Source organism: Streptomyces sp. NBC_01803 (assembly GCF_035917415.1).
GTDB lineage: Bacteria > Actinomycetota > Actinomycetes > Streptomycetales > Streptomycetaceae > Streptomyces.
In genome coordinates this window covers 251,800-271,786 of record NZ_CP109073.1, presented here as the reverse complement: position 1 = coordinate 271,786, position 19,987 = coordinate 251,800, and the positions used below count along the sequence as shown (strand labels likewise).

Sequence of the window (19,987 nt, the reverse complement as noted above, 5' to 3'; positions counted from 1 at the left end):
CACACTTTGGGCGCATGGCCATCACGCGAACAGAGATCAGTGCAGGGTTGGCTCCAAAGCGATGAGTCACTGACGGTAACAGTGTTCGAATCGCTCCGGGGCAGTGAGGTTTTCTCAGCGGCGTTCATCGCCATGAGTTATTGAGGACGAGTGCGGCTTTGGCGATGGTGCCGATACGGGTGGGGCTGATCGTGACGTGCTGGAGTGCACGCCAGCGTTGTTTGAGTTCTGCCGCTGCGCGTTCACCCAGAGATCGGGTACTGCGTAGGAGCCGGTTGTGGGTGCGGTTGTCTATGGCGAGTGGAGAGGGCATGTCCGGTTGGGGCCGGAAGGGCGTTCGTATGCCGATGCCCGCGCCGGTGTAGCCCGGGTCGGCCAGGGCCGGCAGGCCATCGCGAGCGGCCACGTACAGCGCTGGCAGGGCATGGATGCGGGCTGCGGTCAGGTCGTGCACGCTGCCGGGCTCGACCTCGGACACCCACAGTGGCATGCCGTCCGGAGCGGCGATGAACCGCACGTTCCCGTCGAAGTGCTTGGCCTTGCCGGAATACCACAGATCGTTGCCGCCGCTGTGCTTGCTGGACCATCTCATCGGCCATGGGGCTCTCCTCCTTCTAGTGGACGTGCGCTTGCGTCATGCAGGATCCGCCAGGGCGAGGCTCCGTCATGAGCACCCCAGACGCTTCTTCGACGCATGGTGACCAGGTGAGACTCGCCTGCGGTTTTCCTTGCGAAGTGTGCACGCCGGATCGGCGAGAAACGATCTGAACTGCGAGGACGCGCTTTAGACTGCGTGACCTTCTTACCTTGGTGATCAGCCATGCGACCGCCACCACGGAGCAGCCCCACAGTCAGCTCGACGCCGAAGCCGCTCACGAGGCCAGCACGATCGACCGGGGGCCTTCCGGGCCGGGTTCACCTCCCCGGCCCTTCACCAGTCTGGTGCCATCGGTGTCGCCGACGTGAAAGGCAGTCAATCATCCGCGTACAAAAGCTCCGTGTCTTCCCCATAGACCGCGACACGCACTGCCTGCTCGGAGTTCGATTCCCACTGAGAGAACGCTTCCGCCACGAGCATAGCCGACCCCTCATCCGTCACGTTCGTGGAGATGAACGCCAGACCGGACGGACTTGACCAGTCCCCAGCAATCAGATTGATGTGTCCTTCCACGGCACGCTGCTGCTCCTCCAAGCCCTCGAGTCGAACCCACGACATGAAACTGACAGCCTGGCTGTGGGCCCAACCCTCATCCGCCACTTCCCCTATGGGAAATTCAGGAGGGGCCGTGCGGACACCTGACGCCTCGGTCGTCGTCAGGGAGCACGCCGCAAGTGCTGGTACTACCGCAGCGATGGGCAGACGTAGTCTCATTCAAAGTTCTCCATGTCACATCGTTAGGGAATCGGCCTTATTGTTCCAGTTTCCTCCGTAGGGGTAGCTGATCTTCCCGAAGTCCTCATAGCAGTAGCCGGCCCCGAGATAGAGACTGGGGTCGGGCTGCAGGGTGCGCCAGTCATCGGCCCGGGCGCCACCTTGATCACGGGAGACACAGGCAGAGGACGCCTGGTCGCGAAAATCCCAGTCACCAAGGTTCTTCGTTCCCGACTGGCTCCATTTGAGCATGCGCCCACCACTGTTGAAGTTGGTCCATTCCCACAGACATACCCAACCCCAAGGACAGTCGGCAATGGACTGTGATGTGCTCTCGCCCGCTCGACCGTCTTCGGATATCAGACCGAGACGTGCGAGCTCTCGATCCGATTCCTCGATGCTGTCGTAACAGCGCACATCATCAGCCGCGATCTCCACGCAGGCCGCAGCCCCCTGCCAGCCATCCGCCAGATTGATTTCACGGCCGTTGTACTGCGCGACGACGCCCACGACTGGCGGCTCTGAGATGTCAGCCGCCCGAACCGGCTCCCCCCACACGGACAGCGCGAGCACGAATAACACCGTGATGACAGCACGATTCTTCATGTGTCCCCTCCCCTGCGCGGCACGAAGAAGCCGCAGCCCTATTCCCCAAGGCGACTTTCCCACGCGGGGACACTTGCCGTCAACGGGCAGATATGCGTAGGCGAGCCGACTGCGCCAAGATCGCGACGTTAATGTGCGAGCATGGACCGCCCCGAAGTGATGGAGATCTTCACGCTTCCGCCGGAACTTCCGCACTGGCGGCGCCAGCTGAGCGACCACGTGCGACTCCCCATCATGTCGCCCTGCCGGCGAGCCGCCTACCAGAAAAATATTTCAGGCCGACCTACCTCTTTTGGGTCGTGATGTCCGCCCGAAATGCATCCGGAGCATGGCCGGATCGCAACTCCGATTCCGGCGATGCGGCGCAAGGGCGCCCTTCCAGGGGAGGGCGTGATTCGGCTCACGCAACAGACTCCCGCCTTTCTGGTCGCGACACTCCTAAGACCGTGTCCTACATGGTGTGTTGGCCGTTGTTTGGGCATGGGGAGTTCGCGGTGGGGATGGATCGTTCCAGACGGCCTGTGGGAGGTCGCGCGGCTTTTGCTGCCGCCGTCGCGGGTGCGCCCGCAGGGTGGCGGGAAGCGGAATACGCCTGATGAGGCGGTGTTCGCGGCGATCGTGTATGTGCTGACCAGTGGGTGCGCCTGGCGGCATCTGCCGCCCTGTTTCGGGATTTCGAAGTCCACCGCGCACCGCCGGTTCCTGATCTGGTCCCGGGCCGGGGTATGGGGCCGGCTGCACCGGGCCGTGCTCGACGAACTCGCCGCCGCGGGCCTTTTCGACCTCTCCCGGATCATTCTCGACACAGCCCACGTACGGGCCAAAAAAGTGCCCCGTCCCTCGCACTCACACGCTCGCGGGAGGGGGCGGCGCCCGACTCCGTGATCGGGAGACCGCCACGCCGCGTCTGCCGTGCCATGGACCTTCCCCTCTCCGGGCGGCCACCCGTCGGTGCCCGCAGCGCCTCGGTCAAGGTGCGGCAAGGGGGGGCTGGTCCCCAAATGGTCCCCAAGAATGATCTTGAAGCCGATCGCACCAGGCGGCGTCGGAAAGCGGAAGGGCCCGCTGAGCTGGGGAAACTTCCCCTTCAGCGGGCCTCGCACCGTGTCGGGACGGCGGGATTTGAACCCACGACCCCTTGACCCCCAGCGGCCGAAAGTTGGGCGGGGGAGTGGCGGTCGGTCCAGCACCGCAGGTCAGGGCCCGTGACCGTTGCTCTCTAGTCCGGGTAGGCCGGGGGTGTTTCCGTGAGTCCGTGAGAGATGCGTGAGAAGCGCCGGATACCCGCGATCCGCTCGGCTCCGCTCCCTGAGGCTGGCGTCGCAGTGAGCTGAGCGCGTGGCTGGGTGGGACCCCCGCTTGCATGCTGCACATGCCGTCCCGCAGTACTGAGGAAAGGACTGATGCTCCATGGCCGAAGGCCCGAACCGCGGACGGGCGCCCATGTCCGAGAGGGAACTGCTCGCCCTCCCGCCCGCCATCGATCTCGAAACGGCGAACCGCGCGCTCGCGTTGAGCCGCAGCACGGGGTACGACCTCGCCCGTCGCGGGGACTACCCCTGCCGGGTTCTACGGCTGGGACGGTCCTACCGCGTGATCACCACTGACCTGCGGCGGTTGCTCGGAGTCGAACTCAGGCAGGCCAACAGCAGCGGACCGGCTCAGGACTGAGGCAGAGGACTGCGAAGGCACGTTGCTCACGTCGGCCGTTGTCCACGGGCTGGCCTGCACCATCGCGGTCCCGTGCTTGGGCAGATCAGGAACGTTGACGCGTATGCAACGAGGGACGCAGCAACCAACTCGTCCGGATCGTCGTTAGCAAGGAAACTCGGTCGGCTCAGCGTCAGACGGTCCGCAGCATGATGGGTTCCGTTGCGATGCGCTTCGTAAGGGATCCTGGGAGGGGAGGTGCTGGCCCGCCGCGGCATCGCCGGACCGGATGGGATTGCCTACTACGTCGCCTACGCACCCGCCGGTACCACCGTCGAGAAGCTGGTTCACGATCGCCGGCGCCCGCTGGGCGATCGAGGAAGCGTTCCAGGCCGCGAAGAACGAGTGCGGCCCGGACGAGTACGAAGTCCGCCGCTGCCCGGGCTGGTACCGCCACATCACACTCGCCATGCTCGCCCATGCCTTCCTCGCCGCCATGGCCGCCCAGGACGCCGGAAGGGGGGACGCGGAAACGGTCCCGGCGCCCTCGTCCCGCTCACCGTGGCAGAAATCCGCAGGCTCCTGGCAGTTTGCCGCACTCCGCCAACGCGCATGCGTCGCCCCGGCCACGCACTGAGCTGGTCAAGATGGCGACGACGACACCGGGCCACCGCCCAAGGCAGCCACTACCGCCGCCGCACCCGAGGTCACGACCTCATTCTACCTGACGGCACGTCAGTCGGACAGGCTCGGAAAACACAGCCCTGACCAGCGGGAATAGCGATCTGCGACTGGAGTACTAGCCGCCGGCGACCGGTGGGATCAACGCGATCTCGGAGTCTTCCTCGAGCGGCAGGGAAAGGTCGCGCACGATCTCGCCGTCGAGCCACACCTGACACGTCGCGCTGACCTGCCGAAAGCGGCTCCCGAGGTCGCGTCGGGCGGCCTCGAGCACTTCCTCGATGGTCGAGCCCGCGCATTCGAAGGTCGCGAGACCAGCCGCCTCTCGGGCTATGGAGAAGAGCAGCATCGTTGCCATTTCATCCTCCGATGTAAGACATCTCGATGCGGCGCGAGGACGTCGGGAGCGTCTCGTCCTGTCGCGTCTGCGAGTACTCGTCGTCGCGGCGACGCCAGCGGCCACCGAGCGCCCGCTCCAGGTCACCAGGGGCTCGGGTGCCGCGCAGCAGCGCCCGCAGGTCGGTCCCTTCAGTGGCGAACAGGCAGGTGTACAGCTTGCCGTCCGCGGCAAGTCGTGCGCGAGTGCAGTCGGTGCAGAACGGCTTGCTCACCGACGAGATGATTCCGATCTCGCCCGCCCCGTCCCGGTACTGGTAACGCCGCGCGACCTCGCCGGGATAGTTCGGCTCGAGCGACCGCAGCGGGTGGTGCCGGCCGATGAGGCCGGCGATGTGGTCAGCATTCTTGACCTGGTCGGCTCGCCACCCATTGGTGGATCCGACATCCATGTACTCGATGAACCGGAGCACGTGACCGGTACCGCGGAAATAATCGGCGAGGTCCAGGATGTCGCTGTCGGGATGGTCGGCGCGGATCACCGCGTTGATCTTGAGGCTGGTGAAGCCTGCTCGTTCCGCGGCTGCGATGCCGTCGAGAACATCGGCGACGCCGGCGCGGGTGTCGCTCATCAACCGGAACCGCTCATCGTCGAGGCTGTCGAGGCTCACGGTGAGCCTCGACAGCCCGGCCTCGGCCAAGGCTGCCGCGTGCCGAGTCAGGCCGACGCCGTTCGTCGTCATCGCGAGGTCGAGTGAACCGATCCGGCGTAGGCGGCCCACGAGTAGCGTGATGTCGCGGCGGAGCAGAGGTTCGCCTCCGGTGAGACGGACCTTCTGAACGCCCAACCGCGCCGCCGCCTCAACGACCTCCACGATCTCGTCGATCGTCAGCAGATCAACAGTGCGCATGAACTCGAATCCCGGGCCGAAGACCTCGCGCGGCATGCAGTATCGACACCGGAAATTGCACCGGTCCGTGACCGAAACCCTGAGATCACGGAGCGGACGTGCGAATAGATCTCTCACCGACGGCGAGTCAGCCATGGACGGTCTCCCTCGGACAGCAGACGGGCCCCTCGTGGCGGTGACGGCGAAGCCAGTCGTCGCTCGCCTCGTCAACCGTGCGGGCTTCGACGCCGGTCAGCGCCCAGCCGGATGCCTCGTCGGCGTTCTCCAACTTCCAGATGGGCAGGGTCTCCTTCACGACGTCGATACAGAATCGAGCAACATCGAACGCGGTGCCGCGATGGGGTGCGGAGGCGCCGACCACGACGGCCCCCTCGCCGAGCGCAACCAGACCGGTTCGGTGCACGATGGCGGCCCGTTCGGTCTCCGGCCACGCGACAATGGCGCGCTCAACGATCCGGGCCAGACGTGGCATGACTGCCTGCGAGTAGGACTCGTACGCAATCGAAGTCACGCCGGAGTGGCCCATCGAGTGATCCCGCACGACGCCCGCGAAGCACACCACGGCGCCACACGCGGGGGTCGTCAGCCAGGTCCGCACCTCCTCGTGGGAGATGGGATCCTCCACCAGGTCGAACCACACTCGATCCGAGATCGACTGCTCAACGTCCTGTGACACGGTGCGTTCCTCCCGGGAGTCATCACACGGGCCGAGCCGGCGCCTCTCCCTTGGGCTGCCGGCGAAGGGTGGAAGCAACCTATGTGCGATGGGCGATTACCTCGTACCTGCACCTGCAGGTAATCGGATCGGGGCCGCGGCGTTTGCCCGGTTCGTCCGAAGCCGGTCGGTTGAGGTCGGCGGTGAGTCCGGGAGCGGGCGAACACGGCCCCTGTGGATCATGGAGTTCTCCACGCTTCAGATCCACCGAAGTGCCGTGTTCACCGGTGAAGCCGGACCCGGCCGTTCCTGGCCGTTCACAGAACTCCCCCTCAGTCGCGTGGGTCTGACTGGCGGCCACCTCGACTACCTGAAGGTGCAGGTGTCGCCACTGGAGGTGATTGAGCACGATCGTCGTGCCGTGATGACGTGCCGTTGCCACGGTTACCACGTGAGGAAAGAGTCAGGAGCCACATGAGCGAGACCCTCGCTTCGGCGTTTGAGCACTCGACTGCCGACGCCGACGCATACGAGCCGTTCGTCGTTGACGGAACCGCGGTCGGGGAGGTGCACTGGATCCGCAAGGAGGGCTCCGGTGGCCGGACCCTCCTGGTGGGTCTGTGGCGGCACACACCCAGCATTTTCCCGTACTTCTTCGGTGAGGATGAGACGATCTACGCACTCGAGGGAGTCCTCGAGGTCGCCATCGAGGGCGGTGAGACAGTGACGCTCCGCCCGGGCGACATCTACTCCTTCGCCCAGAACACCAAGAGCACCTGGACAGTGGTCGAGCCGTTCAAGAAGCTGTTCGTCATCAGCGGCTGAGCCGGCTACTGGGGCCGGTCCGGCCGGCCCCAGCGCCGGGCCGCGGCACCGATTCGCCTGGTTGGCAGTACTGGGTGACGGGGCTGGGTCGCGGTGCAGCCCGAGGGAGAAGCGTCAAGGGAGAGCCGAATGATCCGGGTTCTTGTCGCGGAAGATCACCCGATCGTCCTGCGCGGTATCGTCGAGGCCATCGAAAGACACCGAGGCATGGCGGTTGTCCGCACCTGCCAAGAGGAACACGAGGTCGTCGCCGAGGCAGTGACCGGCATGGTACAGGTCGCCGTCATCGATATCGATCTACGCGGATCGGATGGTGCCCGTGCAGCCCGGGAGCTGGTCTCGATGGGCGCCGGTATCAAGGCCATCCTGATCTCCGCGACGGCTGACCGCGAACTCGTCGAGTCCAACCTCGCGGCCGGCTGCAGCGGCTTCCTTCTCAAGACTGACGGCGACAGCGACATCCCGGCGGCCATCACCCGTGCCCTCGGCGGACGGATCACGATCTCCTCGGGTGTGCGCACTATCTTGAGGCCTACCCCGGCAAGAGGGATCCGAGGCGTGGAACGACCCGTGGGCCAGCCGGTGCTGACTCAGCGCGAGCACGATGTCGTACGTCTGGTCGCCGAAGGAAAAAGCACCGAGGCGATGGCAGACGAACTCCACCTCACCGCCAACACTGTTCGTAGTTATCTCCAGTCCGCGATGCGCAAGCTGAACGTGCACAGCCGGGTCCAGGTCTTACTGGCAGCCCAGCGCAGCGGACTCCTCTGAGCCGCGCCGCCCAGCATGGCGATCCCGTCGCAGTCAGCGTCGACGGTCACGCAAACATCGACAGCGGACTGACCGTCTCTGCGAGACGATGTCGCGCGACCGCGCTGTCCTTTGATCTCCACAAGGATGTGACATGAACGCCCACCCGGCCCACCTGACGGTGGCCATTGTCGGCGCCGGTCCCTCCGGACTGTTCGCGGCGGCAGAGCTCCTCGGAGCACTCCATGACGTCCACGTCGTGATCTATGACCGTCTCCCCACCCCCATGGGTCTGGTGCGCTACGGGATTGCTCCCGACCACCTCCGAATGAAGTCGATCGAGAGCAAGCTGCGGGCGACCTTGGCCGATGACCGCGTGAGCTTCGTCGGCAACGTCGAGTTGGGCAGCACCATCAGCCTTCAGGAACTCGCGTCCCACCACCACGCCACGATCCTGGCACTGGGAGCCTCCGCCGCTCGCAAGCTCGCGATCCCGGGTGCCACCCTGCGGGGGCACCATTCAGCCGGCGAGATCGTCTCCTGGTACAACGGGCACCCGGACGCGGAGCCCCCGCAGCTGGGATCCTCGGTCGTCGTCGCCGGCGCCGGGAATGTCGCACTCGACGTGGCCCGGGTGTTGCTCCGAGGGGCCGACGGCCTTGCCCGGACCGACGTCCCCGAGCAGGTCCTCGATGCCCTCGAGAGGCAGCCGATCTCACGAGTCGACCTGGTCGCGAGACGCGGCCCGACGCACAGCCGCTTCTCCCCGACCGAGCTGCTCGACCTCGATGAGCTCGAGGGGATCCGCATCGAGGTCGATCCGCGGGACCTCGAGCTGACCGAGGAAGAGCAGACGACCGCCGCGTCCAGCCGTGACGTCGAGGCCAATCTGACCATCTTCCGTCGCTGGGCCGACCGCGGCGCCGAGCCGTCGCCCGGCGGCCGCACGCTGCGATTTCGGTTCTGGACCGAACCACTGGAGATAGGGGGCCAGGAGGTGGAGGGCGTGGATCGGGTGTGTCGGCTTGTCGCACGGCAGGTTCGCCACGGTCGGCTTGACGGGCAGCCCACCCTTGTGACACTGGAGACCGACGCCGTGGTCAGTGCCGTGGGGTATGCCGTCAGTCCCGCGGCGGGCATCGGTCTCGGGCCCGGCGGTGGCGTGGAGCATGAACGAGGTCGGCTGATCGTGCCGTCGGACCAGCCGCGGGAGCCGGCGGCCGCGGGCGGCCCCCATGACACGTCGCCGATCTACGCAACCGGCTGGTTCAAGCGCGGGGCACAGGGGGCGCTCGGTACGAACCGGAAGTGTGCGCGAGAAACCATTCAAACGATCCTCGCCGACACCCAGAGCGGTGCCCTGCTCCGGGACCAGGCTCGCGGCGGGCTCGCGGCGGTATGGGCTCTGCTCGCGGACCGGGGCGTGTGCCCGGTGACCCAGCAAGGGTGGGAGAAGATCGACGCCGCGGAGGTCGAACGAGGTGCGCGCCGAGACCGCGCCCGGGCGAAGATCGCGACCAGGGGCGAGCTGCTGGCGATCGCCTCGGAAGGTCTCACGTCGAATGAGATGGCTTGACGCCGGGTGGACTGTTGTGCGGGGTCTGTCTCCGGCTTCGGTGCGTTGATCCGGACCTGGTCGGGTATCGCGGGCGGCACGGGGCGGCGCGCGCAGCGTTCGGGGTGACGTGCGTACGCCTCGGCGAGGGTGAACCGCGCGCTGCTCGCGGACCAGGTCGGCGGTGCCGAAGTGGACGGACGCCGGGGTGTGCAGGCAGCCGCTCGCGCCGCAGGGTCGCGCCCTTCTCGCCGTTCGGGGCCGCGTCGTACCCGGCGACGATCCGCGGGTGGTGCTGGCCATGCCGCGGGTTGCTCCTGTCTCGCGAACGGCGGCCGAACGTTGTCAGACCAGGCGCAGCTCACGCGCCTTCACCACCAGTTCCACGCGGGAGTGGGCGTCCAGCTTCTCCATCAGGGACTGCGTGTACCCGCGGACTGTGCTGTTGGCCAGCCCCAGCTCGCACTCGATCTCACGGGTGCTCAGGCCCGCCGAGAGCAGCCGCAAGACCTTGTGCTCACTGGGTCTGAGTTCCGAGAGCAGGGCGCCGTCCACCGAGAGCACCTGGACGCTCAGGACGGCCTCGGCCACGCTCGGGTCGATCACGCGCTCACCGTCCAGAACGCGCGTGAGCGTGTCCATCAGGTCGAGTTCCCCCGAGGTCTTCAGCAGGACGGCGGACGCGCCTTCGTCCAGGCACGCGCGCAGGATCCTGGCGTCCATGAACGCACTGAACATCACGACTCTGGTCTCAGGCGAATCAGCGAGGATCCGGCGGCAGACGTCCGGTCCCAGCTCATTGTTGGAGAGCCGGACGTCACAGATCACGAGGTCGGGGCGCACTCGGCGGATATGTTCCACGGCGGAGCACGCATCGATGAACGACGCGACTACCTCGAACCTGCTCGCGGTCTCCAGAAGCGACCGCAGTCCGGACAGGACCAGTGGGTGGTCGTCCACCAGAACGATGCGTGAGACCGCCCTGGTCGGGGCCGACTGCCCCATCAGAGACCCCGATCGACCAGCTCCGCCAGACGGGGGTGATCGGTGGAACCGTCCCCGTCGAAGAACTCGGCGTTCACAGCGGTGTAGTCCGCGAGTTCGGCAGGGACCAGCCGCGCGGCGAAGACGGCGTTCTGCGGGCACGCGGGGACGCAGGCTCCGCAATCGATGCAGTCCGCCGGGTTGATGTAGGCCATGCGCTGGCCGGGGACGATCGCATCGACCGGGCACTGCTCCATGCACGCGCGGTCCATGATGTCAGCACAGCCGGCGGTGATCACATAGGTCATCTCACGCTCCTGGTCCGTCTCGGATCAATGCCCTTACCCTGTCGTCGCGAGCCTCACGAGCGAACCCGCAAACGCAGGGGGTTTCAGGCAGCTCGTGGGCATCGGCGACGAGCACGTCTTGGCGTACCGTCGGGTTGGTCGGTACGGAGATCCGGGCCGTCGTCCCGCCGTCCTCGTTGCGTTCCCAGGTGACGCTCCCACCGAGGAGGGCGACCGACTGGGCGACGTTGACCAGGCCGAGGCCACAGCTCGCGTTCGGGATCACCGGTGGCCGGAAGTCGTCGGGTACACCGACGCCGTCATCCTGGACTACCCCGACGAGCATGTCGTCGCGGTAGGTGAGGCTCACGGCGGCTGTCGACGCGTGGGCATGCTTCTCGATGTTGTGGAGGAACTCTCGAACCGCGGTCAGGATGGCCCGTTCAACCTCGTCTTGATGGCTTCGGGGCTCGCCGAGAACGATGAGCTGGGCCGGGATCGCCGAGCGCGCCGAGAACGCCTCGACGAACCGCTGTACCGTGACTACGAGATTCCGTTGCGCTCCGAGCGTCTCGCGGATCGTCTCGCGGAGAAACCTGCTCGCGTTCAGTGCCGACGACTCGATCTCTCCGATCTTTTCACGCACATGCGGCGAGAGGTCGTCCTGAAGCAGAGACTGGGCCGAGAGCCTGATTCCGAAAAGCAGCTGCAAGGAGGTGTCATGCAGCTGCTGGACGACTTGCTGACGTTCCTCGGCCCGCGCTGTCTGCTCGCGTTGGCCGATGTGGGTGACCGAGACCAGCAGGGGGGCAAGAAAGGCGCTGAACTCGCTGAGCATCGCGAGAGGGCCGTGTTCGTGTGACTGGCCGCCGGTATAGCCGGCGTAGATCATCCCCACGACGGTTCCGGCGTGGATGACGGGCTGCGCAACGGCGGCAGTGGTCTCGGACAGGAAGCCCTCGTAGCGGGTGTCCGGCGGCAGCAGACGCCCGAAGACCGGGTCAGCCCTCGGTCCTCCCAGCAAAGTGTTCGTGTCGATGGCGACCTCGTCATCGACCAACAGGGACTCTCCAGCCTTGAGCGCGTTTCCGCCCAGGCCATCGCCTTCGGAGACCGTCTGCCCGACGAGCGAGCGGGAGAAACCGCTCGAGGCAACCACGCGCATCAGGCCCGGCTCATCGACCAGAGCCAGCGCCACACAACCGAAGTCGGTCAGCTCGGCGACGGCGGCACACGTGCGGACGGCCAACAGGCGGGGATCGTTGATGGCAGTCAGCTTCCGCACCGTGGTCGCCAGCGCGTGCAGGTCTTGCACGTCAGTGATGCTGTAGCACATCCCGGCCCCTCGTATGGTGTCGTCTTCTGCCCATCCGATCCGCCCAATGTGACAGGGAAGCGTTTCGGCGTCATTAACGAGTGCCCCTGGCGGATGCGAGGGATACGCCGGGAGTCCTGTGGGCATCCCGGGCGAGCTGCCTTCGTGTGCGGGTTCCTCGGCGCTTCGGCCCCCCGCCTCGGTTCGAGTCCGGCAAGCAGCACCCCGGAGGATCGATGCCGCCGCATGAACGGCCCGCCGTGGATGAGTGGCTCGAGGTCCGGGGGCGCGGGAGAACAATCTCCAGGACCTCACCCTCAGGCTGCCCTTGCGCAAGTTCGTCATGGTCACTGGCGTCTCGGGGTCGGGAAAGTCCTCGCTCGTCTTCGACACGCTCTTCGGCGAGGCACAGCGGCGGCTGCTGACACACGATCTCGCCGTACGCGCGTCGTGTCATCGATCAGGTGGGTCGGCCCAGAGCCCGGTCCATCACCGGCCTGCCGCCTTCGGTAGCGGTTCGCCAGCAGCGTGCTGTACCCGGCAGTCGCTCAACGGTCGGGACGCTATCGATCACGTCAGATGGTCCGCGGCTTCTGATGTCGCGCGCCGGGGACTATCCGGCAGGAACGGAGCATCTCGAGGCCGAGTCGTTCTCGCCGCGAAGCCATGCCGGCGCCTGCCAGGACTGCCGGGGGACCGGACGCCGCTACGGCGTCTCGGAGAGCGGTCTGGCCCCGGACCCTTCACTCAGCATCAGGGACGGTGCCATCGCCGCGTGGCCGGGTGCGTGGCATGGCAAGAATCTGCGCGACATCCTCGACGTCATGGGCATCGACGTCGACGTCCCTTTCGAGCAACTCGACCCGGCGACACGTCAGTGGACCCTGTTCACCGACGAGCAGCCGGTGGTCACCGTGTATCCCACACGCGACGCGACCGAGCAATGCTCAGGACCTGTGGATCAGTCCGGGAGGACGTGCCTTCCCGGGAGATCGATAGGTCACCGAGCAAGGCCGACGTTGCTGCGCCGGCCGGGAAGGCACGTCCGTGCTCAGCGTAGTGAACGACGACGGCGCTCTTCGACCAGCTCAAGAAAGTGGGCGGGGCCAGCGGTCGCGACACGTCCCGAAGGGACACCGCGCGGTTTCGGTCATGTGGCGTGAATGTAAAACAGCAGGTCAAACGCGGTCTAACGAATTGTTTGACACCCTCCATTCGCCGGTTCAACCAGCCGGTGGTCCTTGACACACTATCTCCTAGGTCGAGGTGCGGTCTCCGATGTCGAGGACCTCAGGCACCTGCCCGAGCCAAAGTCCCCGAGCTGTGGAGGTCACCGATGACGGCCACCCTGCGTCCTGAGGTCCCCGAAGGGGCCAAAGCTCTCAAGATCGTGCGTGGAGCCTGCCCCCACGACTGCCCCGACACCTGTGCCATGCTCTACAAGGTCGACGAGGGCCAGCTGGTCGAGGTCGTCGGCGACCGCGAGCACCCGCTCACGCGCGGGGGCCTGTGCGCGAAGACCAACAACTTCGCTGACCACCACTACCACCCCGATCGCCTCCTCTACCCGATGCGTCGCACCGGCCCGAAGGGGTCGGGGACCTTCGAGCGGATCTCGTGGGATGAGGCGCTGACGACCATCGCCGAGCGGTGGAAGGACATCATTGGCGAGTTCGGCAGCCAGGCGATCATGCCTCACGCCTACCTCGGGCATCAGGGCGTCCTCAACGGCCTCACCTCCGGAGACGCCTTCTTCAACAGGCTCGGCTCGACGGTGGCCGAGAAGACCTACTGCGAATCCGGCTCCTCGACCGCCTGGCACATGACCGTGGGCGGTACCGGCGGGCTCGACCCGGAGAGCCTGGAGTTCTCCAAGTACATCATCGTGTGGGGCATGAACATGACCAGCACGAACCTCCACGTCTGGCCGCTGGTCCTCAAGGCGAAGAAGGCCGGTGCCAAAGTCGTCGTCATCGACCCCGTCCGCACGCGCACCGCACACCAGGCCGACTGGCATATCCGGATCCGCCCGGCCACCGACGGCGCCCTGGCCATGGGGCTGATCAACGAGATCATCCAGCAGGACCTGGTCGACGAGGACTACGTGGCGCGCCACACGGTTGGGTTCGACGAACTCGCCGAGCGAGCCGCGCAGTATCCTGCCGAGCGTGTCGCGGAGATCACCGGAATTCCCGCCGAGGACATCCGCACCCTGGCTCGCGAGTACGCCACGACGCAGCCAGCGGCGATCCGGCAGGGCGTCGCCCTCGAACGCAGCTACGGCGGCCCCCAGGCGATCCGCGCGATCACCTGCCTCCCGGCGCTGGTCGGTGCGTGGCGCTACCCCGGCGGCGGAGCCGTCGAAATGCCGATCTGGGAGTTCCCGACCCTCTTCGACCGCATCTGCCGCTCCGACTGGATCCCCGACGGCACCCGAGTCGTCAACGAACTCGACCTCGGCGCGGCACTCACCGGTGAGCTTGCCCTGGATCCCCCGATCCAGTCGCTGTTCGTCTACAACTCCAACCCGGTCTCGCAGGCGCCGGCACAGGCCAAGATCATCCAGGGGCTGGAGCGCGAGGACCTGTTCACCGTGGTGAGCGAGCACTTCATCACCGACACGGCCCGCTACGCCGACATCGTGCTGCCCGCGACGATGCAGGCCGAACAGCTCGATGTCATGGTCACCTGGGGACACTTCTACATCTCGCTCAACCAGCCGGCCATCGAGCCGCCCGGCGAATGCGTCCCCAACGTCGAACTCTTCCGCCGCCTGGCGAAGACGATGGGCTTCGAGGACGACTACTGGGACCGCACCGATGAGGAGATGCTCCGCGATTTCCACGACTGGGACGCGCCCGCCCTGAAAGGCATCACGCTGGAGTCCCTGATGGAGACCGGCTACGCCCGTCTCAACGTCGGCAGTCCCAAGGAGCGCGCCCCGCACGCCGAGGGGAACTTCCCCACCCCGTCAGGGAAGTGCGAGTTCAAGTCGTCCTTGGCCGAGGGCGGAAACTTCGTCATCCCGGTCTGGCGGTCCATGTACGAGGCGATGCAGCCGGGCGATCCGATCGACCCACTGCCCGACTACGTGCCCGCGCTGGAGTCCCCCGCGACCTCGCCCGATCTCGCCGCGACCTACCCGCTGAGCATCGTCTCGCCCAAGCCGCACGCCTTCCTCAACAGCCAGTACGCCAACCAGGACGACAAGCGGGAGATCCAGGGCGACCTGTGCGTCTTCATCCACGCCGACGACGCTGCCGCGCGGGGCATCTCGGAGGGCGACGTGGTGCGCGTGTTCAACGAGCGAGGCTCGTTCCAAGGTCCCGCTGCGATCACCGATGTGGTGCCCCCCGGCCTGGTGATGGCCAACGTCGGCCACTGGGCCAAGTTCAGCCACGGCAGCTCGGTGAATTCGATCACCCAGGACCGTCACGGCACGCTGGGCAACTCCGGGGTCTACTCCGACAACCTGGTCCAGGTGGCTCTCGTCTCGTGAGCCCCCTGACCCGCACGTCGCTCTGCCGCTGGGCGGACGTACGATGGTGGTGCGTGCGTCCGGCGGCGCGGGGCCGCTTCCCCCGGCCCGAGGCAGGCCGCGATGCCTGACGCACTGAGGACGGTGCAAGCCCAGCCGGCCTCCCTTCGCGAGGACGGCGGGGAGGACGAGTCCGTCAGGCGGCGGGGCCGCCGGGGCGGAGGTGGCGGCGGGCCGGTCCATGGGCCGGAGATGCGGCCGGTATCCAGGTCCCGCAGCCGATCGGCCAGGAAGAAGGCATCGCCGGTGGATGAGGTGCCGCTGGAGCGCGCTCGCTCCGAGGATGCGCGCCATCGGCACGAGCACCAGCGACCGATCTCGGCCGAAACCCTTCGCAAGCGCCCGTGTCGGAGCCAAGACCTCCCGGGAACTGGTGGCCGCGGTGCGCTCCAAAGAGGGTGAGGTCATGCATCCGCAGAGGACAGCCAACGTGAACAACGACGGACGCGGACAGACGGCCGTCCCCTTGCCTCGTTCCGCATAATTCGGCGGCCTGGAGTACTGGATCTGGGGGCTGACCTGGGTGGACGTGGGTGTGACCGCCCTGGAGGGCGTTTCTCTAGGCGGTGGGGTTCTAGTGTGATGCGCCAGAAGTGGAGGGCTTAAGTCTGTAGGCCGTTGCCATGTCGCCAGGGCCGAGTGCTGTTGAGGTCGTCTTGTCCGCTGAGGAGTTCGCCGAGCTGAAGCGCTGGGCGGATGGGGCAGTGGGGACCCGTCTTGCTGAGCGGGCGCGCATCGTTTTGGCGTGCGCGGTCGGGACGCCGAATGTGCGTGTGGCGACGGATCTCAAGGTGACCGCGGACACGGTGAGAAAGTGGCGTTCGCGGTTCGTCGCCCATCGGCTGGAGGGCTTGGTGGATATGCCGCGGTCTGGCCGGCGCAAGGCTGAGCTGGTGCTCAGCGATGCCGAGCGGGCCCAGTTGACGCGCTGGGCCAGGCGGGCGAATACTGCTCAGTTCCTGGCGCTGCGGGCGAAGATTGTTCTGCGGTGTGCGGAGGGGGCGGGACGAGGCACTCGCGGCCCGTAGGGCCAGCCCCACCACCTTGACCTGCAACTTCACCCCGCCGTTGCCCCCAGAACCCCCGAATTGCGCGGAACGCGGGAGGGACGGCGACGGCGCGTGGGCGGTGACGATCCGCAGCGCCGAGGTGTGCGACCGTGCGGTGCGTCTCGGCTGCTGAGCGTTATCGTCTCCTGCGCGACCGTGGGGGGAACGCCCCGTGTGCGATTTGCTGCGGATCCGTTACCCGTCGCCTCGGACAAGGCCAGACCATGGGCGCACGCGGGGACGGTTCCGGGCCCTGCGGACGGCCGGTATCCGGGCCACCTGACGCCCGCGCGCGGCAGGGTGCCCCGCCCCATGGCCGCGCGCATCCGCTGCCCGGCACACCCCCGTGGTACCGCGCGTGACGCGCTCTTCCTCAACGACCGTCTCGATGTCCCTCTCGCCCCTCATCTGGGCGATGTCGTCCTGGCTCAACGCCCCCGGCACGCCCGGTCCTCGCCCGGCGAGAATCGGGTCCGTCTGCCAGGCCACCGTGCCCGCAGCGGCCGGCAAGGCGGCCACCGCCGCGGCCAGGCAGCGGAACGCGGCGACGCAGCCGGCGGGCGACCTCCGGGGCATTGGCCGTGCACGCCCGGCGGGCCGGGCCGGTGCCACGGCGTTCCGGTGTGCGGCGGGAATAGCCGGTCCGGCCGGCACTGTTGCACCGCCGAGAGAGCGGCGCCGCGCGGGCGGGGAACCCGGAGAGCAACAGCGTCCCGACGTGATCCAGGGCCCTCGGGTCCCGGAACGCCCGGTCATCCGCATCCGCTAAGGAAGGGCGACCGCTCATACGCCCGCCGCGGACTCGGACCGAGGCCCTGCGGACAGCCCAGGAGGAGCACTTCATGAACGCCCTGCCCTTGACGCTCATGGCGGTACACGCCCACCCCGACGACGAGGCCACGGGAACGGGCGGTGTCCTCGCGCGGTACGCGGCGGAGGGCATGCGTACGGTCCTCGTGACGTGTACCGACGGCGGTTGTGGTGACGGACCCGGGGGCGTCAAGCCGGGCGATCCCGGGCACGATGGGGCGGCCGTGGCCTTGATGCGGCGGCAGGAACTCGAGGCGAGTTGTGAGGTCCTGAGAATCAGTCACCTGGAGACGCTGGACTACGCCGACTCCGGGATGATGGGCTGGCCGACCAATGATGCCCCGGGCTCCTTCTGGCGGACACCCGTGGAGGAGGGTGCTGCCCGACTCGCGGAACTCATGCGGCGCTACCGGCCCGATGTGGTGGTCACCTACGACGAGAACGGCTTCTACGGCCACCCCGACCACATCCAGGCCAACCGCGTCACGATGGCAGCGCTGGCGATGACCGCGCTGACACCGAAGGTGTACTGGACGACGGCGCCCCGCTCGATGATGCAGCGGTTCGGGGAGGTCATGCGCGAGTTCGGTGGGCAGGAACCGGATCCCGCCGAGGCCGCCGCGATGGCCGAGATCGGGCTTCCCGACGAGGAGGTCACCACCTGGGTGGACACCACCGCGTTCGGGGGCCAGAAGTTCGATGCGCTGGCCGCGCACGCCAGCCAGGGCGAGAACATCTTCTTCCTGAGGATGGGCCGGGAGAGGTTCACCGAGTTGATGGGCGTCGAGACCTTCGTCCGTGTCCGGGACACTACCGGCGCGGCCGTGCCCGAGAACGACCTCTTCGCCGGCCTGCGCTGATCCGCCCGCCCACCGGGCGGGCACCCGGGCAGGGTCGTTTTGGGTGGGAACGTCCGACGACGTCGGCGGGGATCAACCGGACGGGCTGGTGGCCGGTGTCCACGCCGGCGGCCGGCCGGGCGCGTGGTCGACGGCTACGCCGGGCAGACCATGTCCGGCGAGGCCTGCGGCCTGGACGCCCCGCTCGGCGTCGGGCCGCGGGCTGAGTGCCCGTGCCGGTCAGTCGAGCTGCGTGGCCCCGCGCCAGACCGTGAGGTCGACGGTCACGTACGCGCTGCGCGAGTCGCCGGGGGCGTAGTCAACGACGGTCACCACGGCGATGTCGCCGGTGGCGGTGGTCACGCAGATCTCCGAGCCGGGGGGCGCGGGTGGTGCGGGTGCGAGGCCGTTCCCGCAGACGGGTGTCCATCCGACTCCAGACGGCGGATCGCCTGGGAGAGCGGCGGCTGGGCCATGGTGCAGCAGCTCCGCGGCCTTCCCGAAATGACATGTTTCGGCAATAGCCGCGAAAGAGCGAAGGCGCCTCAGGACATGACCGCTACGCCCGCGCTCTGAGCAGGCGGATACGGTTCGCCGTGGGGTGTTTGGTGATGCGGGACGGAAGGCGAGACCTCGGGCCGATGACGAGAGGGCCCGGGCAGGCGGCGCCGCGCGCGGCGGTGAGGGTGCTCTTGCCGGCGCCGGGGGCGCCGGCGATGCCGAGGACGGCGTGGCCGGGCCGGTCCATCGGGAGCGGGGTGCGTTCCATAGGGCGGACAGCTCTGTTTCGATGGGGAGTTCGGCGGCGGGGTTGTGCACTTTGGGTCTCGCGCGACTGCCCTCACTGCTGGGCCGGGGTTCGCGCGGCCTCGTGCGCGGGGGCGTCGTGCAGGCCGAGCCGCAGGTGCTCGACGTGGAAGAGGGCCTGATCGAGGAGTTCGGCGACGTGGTGGTCGTAGAGGGTGTACACGATCGAGCGGCCCCGTCGTTCACCGGCCACCAGGCCGAGGTTGCGCAGCAGGCGGAGCTGGTGGGAGCAGGCGGAGGGTTCCATGCCGACGGCCTCGGCGAGTTCTCCCACCGCGCAGGGGCCTTCCTGGAGACGGGCGAGGATCCGCAGCCGGGAAGGTGTGGCCAGGGCCTGAAGCGTCGCGGCGACGTCGGCGGCCCCCACCGCGTCCAGGCGTTCGCGGGGGGTGGCGGTGTACTGGTCGTCGGCTCCGTGACCCATGGCCCCATCCTATCGCTTACACATGAAGATCTGTTCAGATGTTCCTGTATGGTGGGTGCGCTGCCGTCTTCCAGCCGCGAAGGGTTGTGTGGTCATGTCTTCTGTCCTGGTCCAGCGTTCCGGGGCCGTCAAGTGAGCCGCCGGAGCCAGAAGGCCGCCTCCACCCGCAAGCCGGCCAGCCCCACCGTCGCCGTCTGCCGCGGCTGCTGCTGCGGTACCACCAGAATGGTCCCCCGCCTGGACCACGCCGCCCAACTCGTCGACCTGCGCACCGCACTGGCCGGTGTGGCGACGGTGCGCAGTACCGACTGCCTGGGCGTCTGTGAGCGCGCCAACGTCATCGTCATCCAGCCCTCCGCCGAGGGCCGCGAGGCCGGAGGCCGCCCGGTCTGGCTCGGGCAGGTCAACGATCCGGATGCCGTGGCCGACATCACCGCGTGGGTGAACGACGGCGGCCCCGGCCTGGCCGAGGCACCCGAGGTCCTCGACCTCTACGCCTTCGCCCCGTCCCGCCGCATCCGGCACGAACTCGAGGAGTGACCACCGGGCGGACTCGCGCTCCAGTGGCGCACCTCGTTGCGGACGAACGCCGA

21 protein-coding genes and 2 pseudogenes are annotated in these 19,987 nt (G+C 67.5%); 11 read left to right on the top strand and 12 right to left on the bottom strand.

The window, feature by feature from the left end; genetic code table 11:
* Positions 1-124: 124 nt before the first annotated feature.
* From OIE51_RS01345 to OIE51_RS01335, 3 genes are all read right to left on the bottom strand, one after another.
* Complete coding sequence (locus tag OIE51_RS01345) at positions 125-592, bottom strand: transposase family protein (RefSeq protein ID WP_326594851.1); 468 nt, start codon at positions 590-592, stop codon at positions 125-127.
* Positions 593-973: 381 nt separating this feature from the next.
* Positions 974-1,192, bottom strand: a complete 219-nt coding sequence (locus tag OIE51_RS01340; RefSeq protein ID WP_326594850.1) for a hypothetical protein — start codon at positions 1,190-1,192, stop codon at positions 974-976.
* Between the two features lie 195 nt (positions 1,193-1,387).
* Positions 1,388-1,978, bottom strand: coding sequence for a peptidase inhibitor family I36 protein (locus tag OIE51_RS01335; protein WP_326594849.1), 591 nt, complete (start codon positions 1,976-1,978; stop codon positions 1,388-1,390).
* A 480-nt stretch (positions 1,979-2,458) separates the two neighbouring features.
* Between OIE51_RS01335 and OIE51_RS01330 the strand changes: the two are divergent.
* The 3 genes and pseudogenes from OIE51_RS01330 to OIE51_RS01320 all read left to right on the top strand — a co-directional run.
* Positions 2,459-2,806: pseudogene (locus OIE51_RS01330) on the top strand (transposase); the annotation flags it as partial.
* A 615-nt stretch (positions 2,807-3,421) separates the two neighbouring features.
* A complete protein-coding gene (locus OIE51_RS01325) occupies positions 3,422-3,649 on the top strand; it encodes an integrase (protein ID WP_326594848.1) in 228 nt (75 codons plus the stop codon).
* Between the two features lie 237 nt (positions 3,650-3,886).
* Positions 3,887-4,265: pseudogene (locus tag OIE51_RS01320) on the top strand (IS701 family transposase); the annotation flags it as partial.
* 162 nt (positions 4,266-4,427) lie between these two features.
* Here the strand turns inward: OIE51_RS01320 and OIE51_RS01315 are convergent.
* The 3 genes from OIE51_RS01315 to OIE51_RS01305 are packed head-to-tail and all read right to left on the bottom strand — an operon-like array spanning position 4,428 to position 6,232.
* Positions 4,428-4,667: a MoaD/ThiS family protein gene (locus OIE51_RS01315; RefSeq protein WP_326594846.1), complete on the bottom strand. Its 240-nt coding sequence runs from the start codon at positions 4,665-4,667 to the stop codon at positions 4,428-4,430.
* A 1-nt stretch (position 4,668) separates the two neighbouring features.
* A complete protein-coding gene (gene moaA, locus OIE51_RS01310) occupies positions 4,669-5,691 on the bottom strand; it encodes a GTP 3',8-cyclase MoaA (RefSeq protein ID WP_326594845.1) in 1,023 nt (340 codons plus the stop codon).
* Positions 5,684-6,232, bottom strand: coding sequence for a molybdenum cofactor biosynthesis protein MoaE (locus OIE51_RS01305; RefSeq protein WP_326594844.1), 549 nt, complete (start codon positions 6,230-6,232; stop codon positions 5,684-5,686). Before OIE51_RS01305 ends, moaA begins: the two co-directional genes overlap by 8 nt.
* 453 nt (positions 6,233-6,685) lie before the next feature.
* Here OIE51_RS01305 and OIE51_RS01300 point away from each other — a divergent pair, with 453 nt between their 5' ends.
* From OIE51_RS01300 to OIE51_RS01290, 3 genes are all read left to right on the top strand, one after another.
* The gene (locus OIE51_RS01300; protein ID WP_326594842.1) at positions 6,686-7,036 is read left to right on the top strand and encodes a cupin domain-containing protein; all 351 of its coding nucleotides are present in this window, start codon (positions 6,686-6,688) and stop codon (positions 7,034-7,036) included.
* A 129-nt stretch (positions 7,037-7,165) separates the two neighbouring features.
* On the top strand, positions 7,166-7,807 hold the full coding sequence (locus OIE51_RS01295) for a response regulator transcription factor (RefSeq protein ID WP_326594841.1): 642 nt from the start codon (positions 7,166-7,168) through the stop codon (positions 7,805-7,807).
* A gap of 133 nt (positions 7,808-7,940) precedes the next feature.
* Positions 7,941-9,362 carry an FAD-dependent oxidoreductase gene (locus OIE51_RS01290; protein ID WP_326594840.1) on the top strand — a complete coding sequence of 474 codons (1,422 nt, stop codon included), beginning with the start codon at positions 7,941-7,943 and terminating at the stop codon, positions 9,360-9,362.
* A 324-nt stretch (positions 9,363-9,686) separates the two neighbouring features.
* Here OIE51_RS01290 and OIE51_RS01285 read toward each other — a convergent pair whose 3' ends face one another.
* Genes OIE51_RS01285 through OIE51_RS01275 form a run of 3 tightly spaced genes read right to left on the bottom strand, consistent with a single transcriptional unit; the run spans position 9,687 to position 11,927 of the window.
* Positions 9,687-10,301, bottom strand: coding sequence for a response regulator transcription factor (locus tag OIE51_RS01285; protein ID WP_326594839.1), 615 nt, complete (start codon positions 10,299-10,301; stop codon positions 9,687-9,689).
* 44 nt (positions 10,302-10,345) lie between these two features.
* On the bottom strand, positions 10,346-10,633 hold the full coding sequence (locus OIE51_RS01280) for an indolepyruvate ferredoxin oxidoreductase subunit alpha (RefSeq protein WP_326594838.1): 288 nt from the start codon (positions 10,631-10,633) through the stop codon (positions 10,346-10,348).
* A 1-nt stretch (position 10,634) separates the two neighbouring features.
* The gene (locus tag OIE51_RS01275; RefSeq protein WP_326594836.1) at positions 10,635-11,927 is read right to left on the bottom strand and encodes a sensor histidine kinase; all 1,293 of its coding nucleotides are present in this window, start codon (positions 11,925-11,927) and stop codon (positions 10,635-10,637) included.
* A 596-nt stretch (positions 11,928-12,523) separates the two neighbouring features.
* On the opposite strand from OIE51_RS01275, the gene OIE51_RS01270 reads away from it, so the two are divergent.
* The 4 genes from OIE51_RS01270 (at position 12,524) to OIE51_RS01255 (ending at position 18,184) form a co-directional block, all read left to right on the top strand.
* On the top strand, positions 12,524-13,090 hold the full coding sequence (locus OIE51_RS01270) for a hypothetical protein (protein WP_326594834.1): 567 nt from the start codon (positions 12,524-12,526) through the stop codon (positions 13,088-13,090).
* 173 nt (positions 13,091-13,263) lie between these two features.
* Positions 13,264-15,426, top strand: a complete 2,163-nt coding sequence (locus tag OIE51_RS01265) for a molybdopterin-containing oxidoreductase family protein (RefSeq protein WP_326594833.1) — start codon at positions 13,264-13,266, stop codon at positions 15,424-15,426.
* A gap of 662 nt (positions 15,427-16,088) precedes the next feature.
* Positions 16,089-16,493 (top strand): helix-turn-helix domain-containing protein, encoded by a 405-nt coding sequence (locus OIE51_RS01260; RefSeq protein WP_442811837.1) that lies wholly within the window; start codon positions 16,089-16,091, stop codon positions 16,491-16,493.
* An 863-nt stretch (positions 16,494-17,356) separates the two neighbouring features.
* Complete coding sequence (locus OIE51_RS01255; protein ID WP_326594831.1) at positions 17,357-18,184, top strand: PIG-L family deacetylase; 828 nt, start codon at positions 17,357-17,359, stop codon at positions 18,182-18,184.
* 219 nt (positions 18,185-18,403) lie between these two features.
* Here OIE51_RS01255 and OIE51_RS01250 read toward each other — a convergent pair whose 3' ends face one another.
* The 3 genes from OIE51_RS01250 to OIE51_RS01240 form a co-directional block, all read right to left on the bottom strand.
* Positions 18,404-18,526 (bottom strand): hypothetical protein, encoded by a 123-nt coding sequence (locus tag OIE51_RS01250; protein WP_326594829.1) that lies wholly within the window; start codon positions 18,524-18,526, stop codon positions 18,404-18,406.
* A 196-nt stretch (positions 18,527-18,722) separates the two neighbouring features.
* Positions 18,723-18,932, bottom strand: coding sequence for a hypothetical protein (locus tag OIE51_RS01245; RefSeq protein ID WP_326594827.1), 210 nt, complete (start codon positions 18,930-18,932; stop codon positions 18,723-18,725).
* A gap of 72 nt (positions 18,933-19,004) precedes the next feature.
* Positions 19,005-19,394 carry an ArsR/SmtB family transcription factor gene (locus OIE51_RS01240; RefSeq protein WP_326594552.1) on the bottom strand — a complete coding sequence of 130 codons (390 nt, stop codon included), beginning with the start codon at positions 19,392-19,394 and terminating at the stop codon, positions 19,005-19,007.
* Between the two features lie 132 nt (positions 19,395-19,526).
* On the opposite strand from OIE51_RS01240, the gene OIE51_RS01235 reads away from it, so the two are divergent.
* Positions 19,527-19,934, top strand: coding sequence for a (2Fe-2S) ferredoxin domain-containing protein (locus OIE51_RS01235; RefSeq protein ID WP_326594550.1), 408 nt, complete (start codon positions 19,527-19,529; stop codon positions 19,932-19,934).
* Positions 19,935-19,987: the final 53 nt, after the last annotated feature.

Excerpts from the sequence above, each read along its gene's own strand:
- OIE51_RS01270 (WP_326594834.1), top strand. The coding sequence starts at position 12,524 with ATGTCGCGCGCCGGGGACTATCCGGCAGGAACGGAGCATCTCGAGGCC.
- OIE51_RS01300 (WP_326594842.1), top strand. The coding sequence starts at position 6,686 with ATGAGCGAGACCCTCGCTTCGGCGTTTGAGCACTCGACTGCCGACGCC.
- OIE51_RS01325 (WP_326594848.1), top strand. The coding sequence starts at position 3,422 with ATGTCCGAGAGGGAACTGCTCGCCCTCCCGCCCGCCATCGATCTCGAA.
- OIE51_RS01255 (WP_326594831.1), top strand. The coding sequence starts at position 17,357 with ATGAACGCCCTGCCCTTGACGCTCATGGCGGTACACGCCCACCCCGAC.
- moaA (WP_326594845.1), bottom strand. The coding sequence starts at position 5,691 with ATGGCTGACTCGCCGTCGGTGAGAGATCTATTCGCACGTCCGCTCCGT.
- OIE51_RS01280 (WP_326594838.1), bottom strand. The coding sequence starts at position 10,633 with ATGACCTATGTGATCACCGCCGGCTGTGCTGACATCATGGACCGCGCG.
- OIE51_RS01335 (WP_326594849.1), bottom strand. The coding sequence starts at position 1,978 with ATGAAGAATCGTGCTGTCATCACGGTGTTATTCGTGCTCGCGCTGTCC.
- OIE51_RS01260 (WP_442811837.1), top strand. The coding sequence starts at position 16,089 with ATGTCGCCAGGGCCGAGTGCTGTTGAGGTCGTCTTGTCCGCTGAGGAG.
- OIE51_RS01290 (WP_326594840.1), top strand. The coding sequence starts at position 7,941 with ATGAACGCCCACCCGGCCCACCTGACGGTGGCCATTGTCGGCGCCGGT.
- OIE51_RS01265 (WP_326594833.1), top strand. The coding sequence starts at position 13,264 with ATGACGGCCACCCTGCGTCCTGAGGTCCCCGAAGGGGCCAAAGCTCTC.
- OIE51_RS01245 (WP_326594827.1), bottom strand. The coding sequence starts at position 18,932 with ATGGAACGCACCCCGCTCCCGATGGACCGGCCCGGCCACGCCGTCCTC.
- OIE51_RS01240 (WP_326594552.1), bottom strand. The coding sequence starts at position 19,394 with ATGGGTCACGGAGCCGACGACCAGTACACCGCCACCCCCCGCGAACGC.
- OIE51_RS01345 (WP_326594851.1), bottom strand. The coding sequence starts at position 592 with ATGAGATGGTCCAGCAAGCACAGCGGCGGCAACGATCTGTGGTATTCC.
- OIE51_RS01295 (WP_326594841.1), top strand. The coding sequence starts at position 7,166 with ATGATCCGGGTTCTTGTCGCGGAAGATCACCCGATCGTCCTGCGCGGT.
- OIE51_RS01315 (WP_326594846.1), bottom strand. The coding sequence starts at position 4,667 with ATGGCAACGATGCTGCTCTTCTCCATAGCCCGAGAGGCGGCTGGTCTC.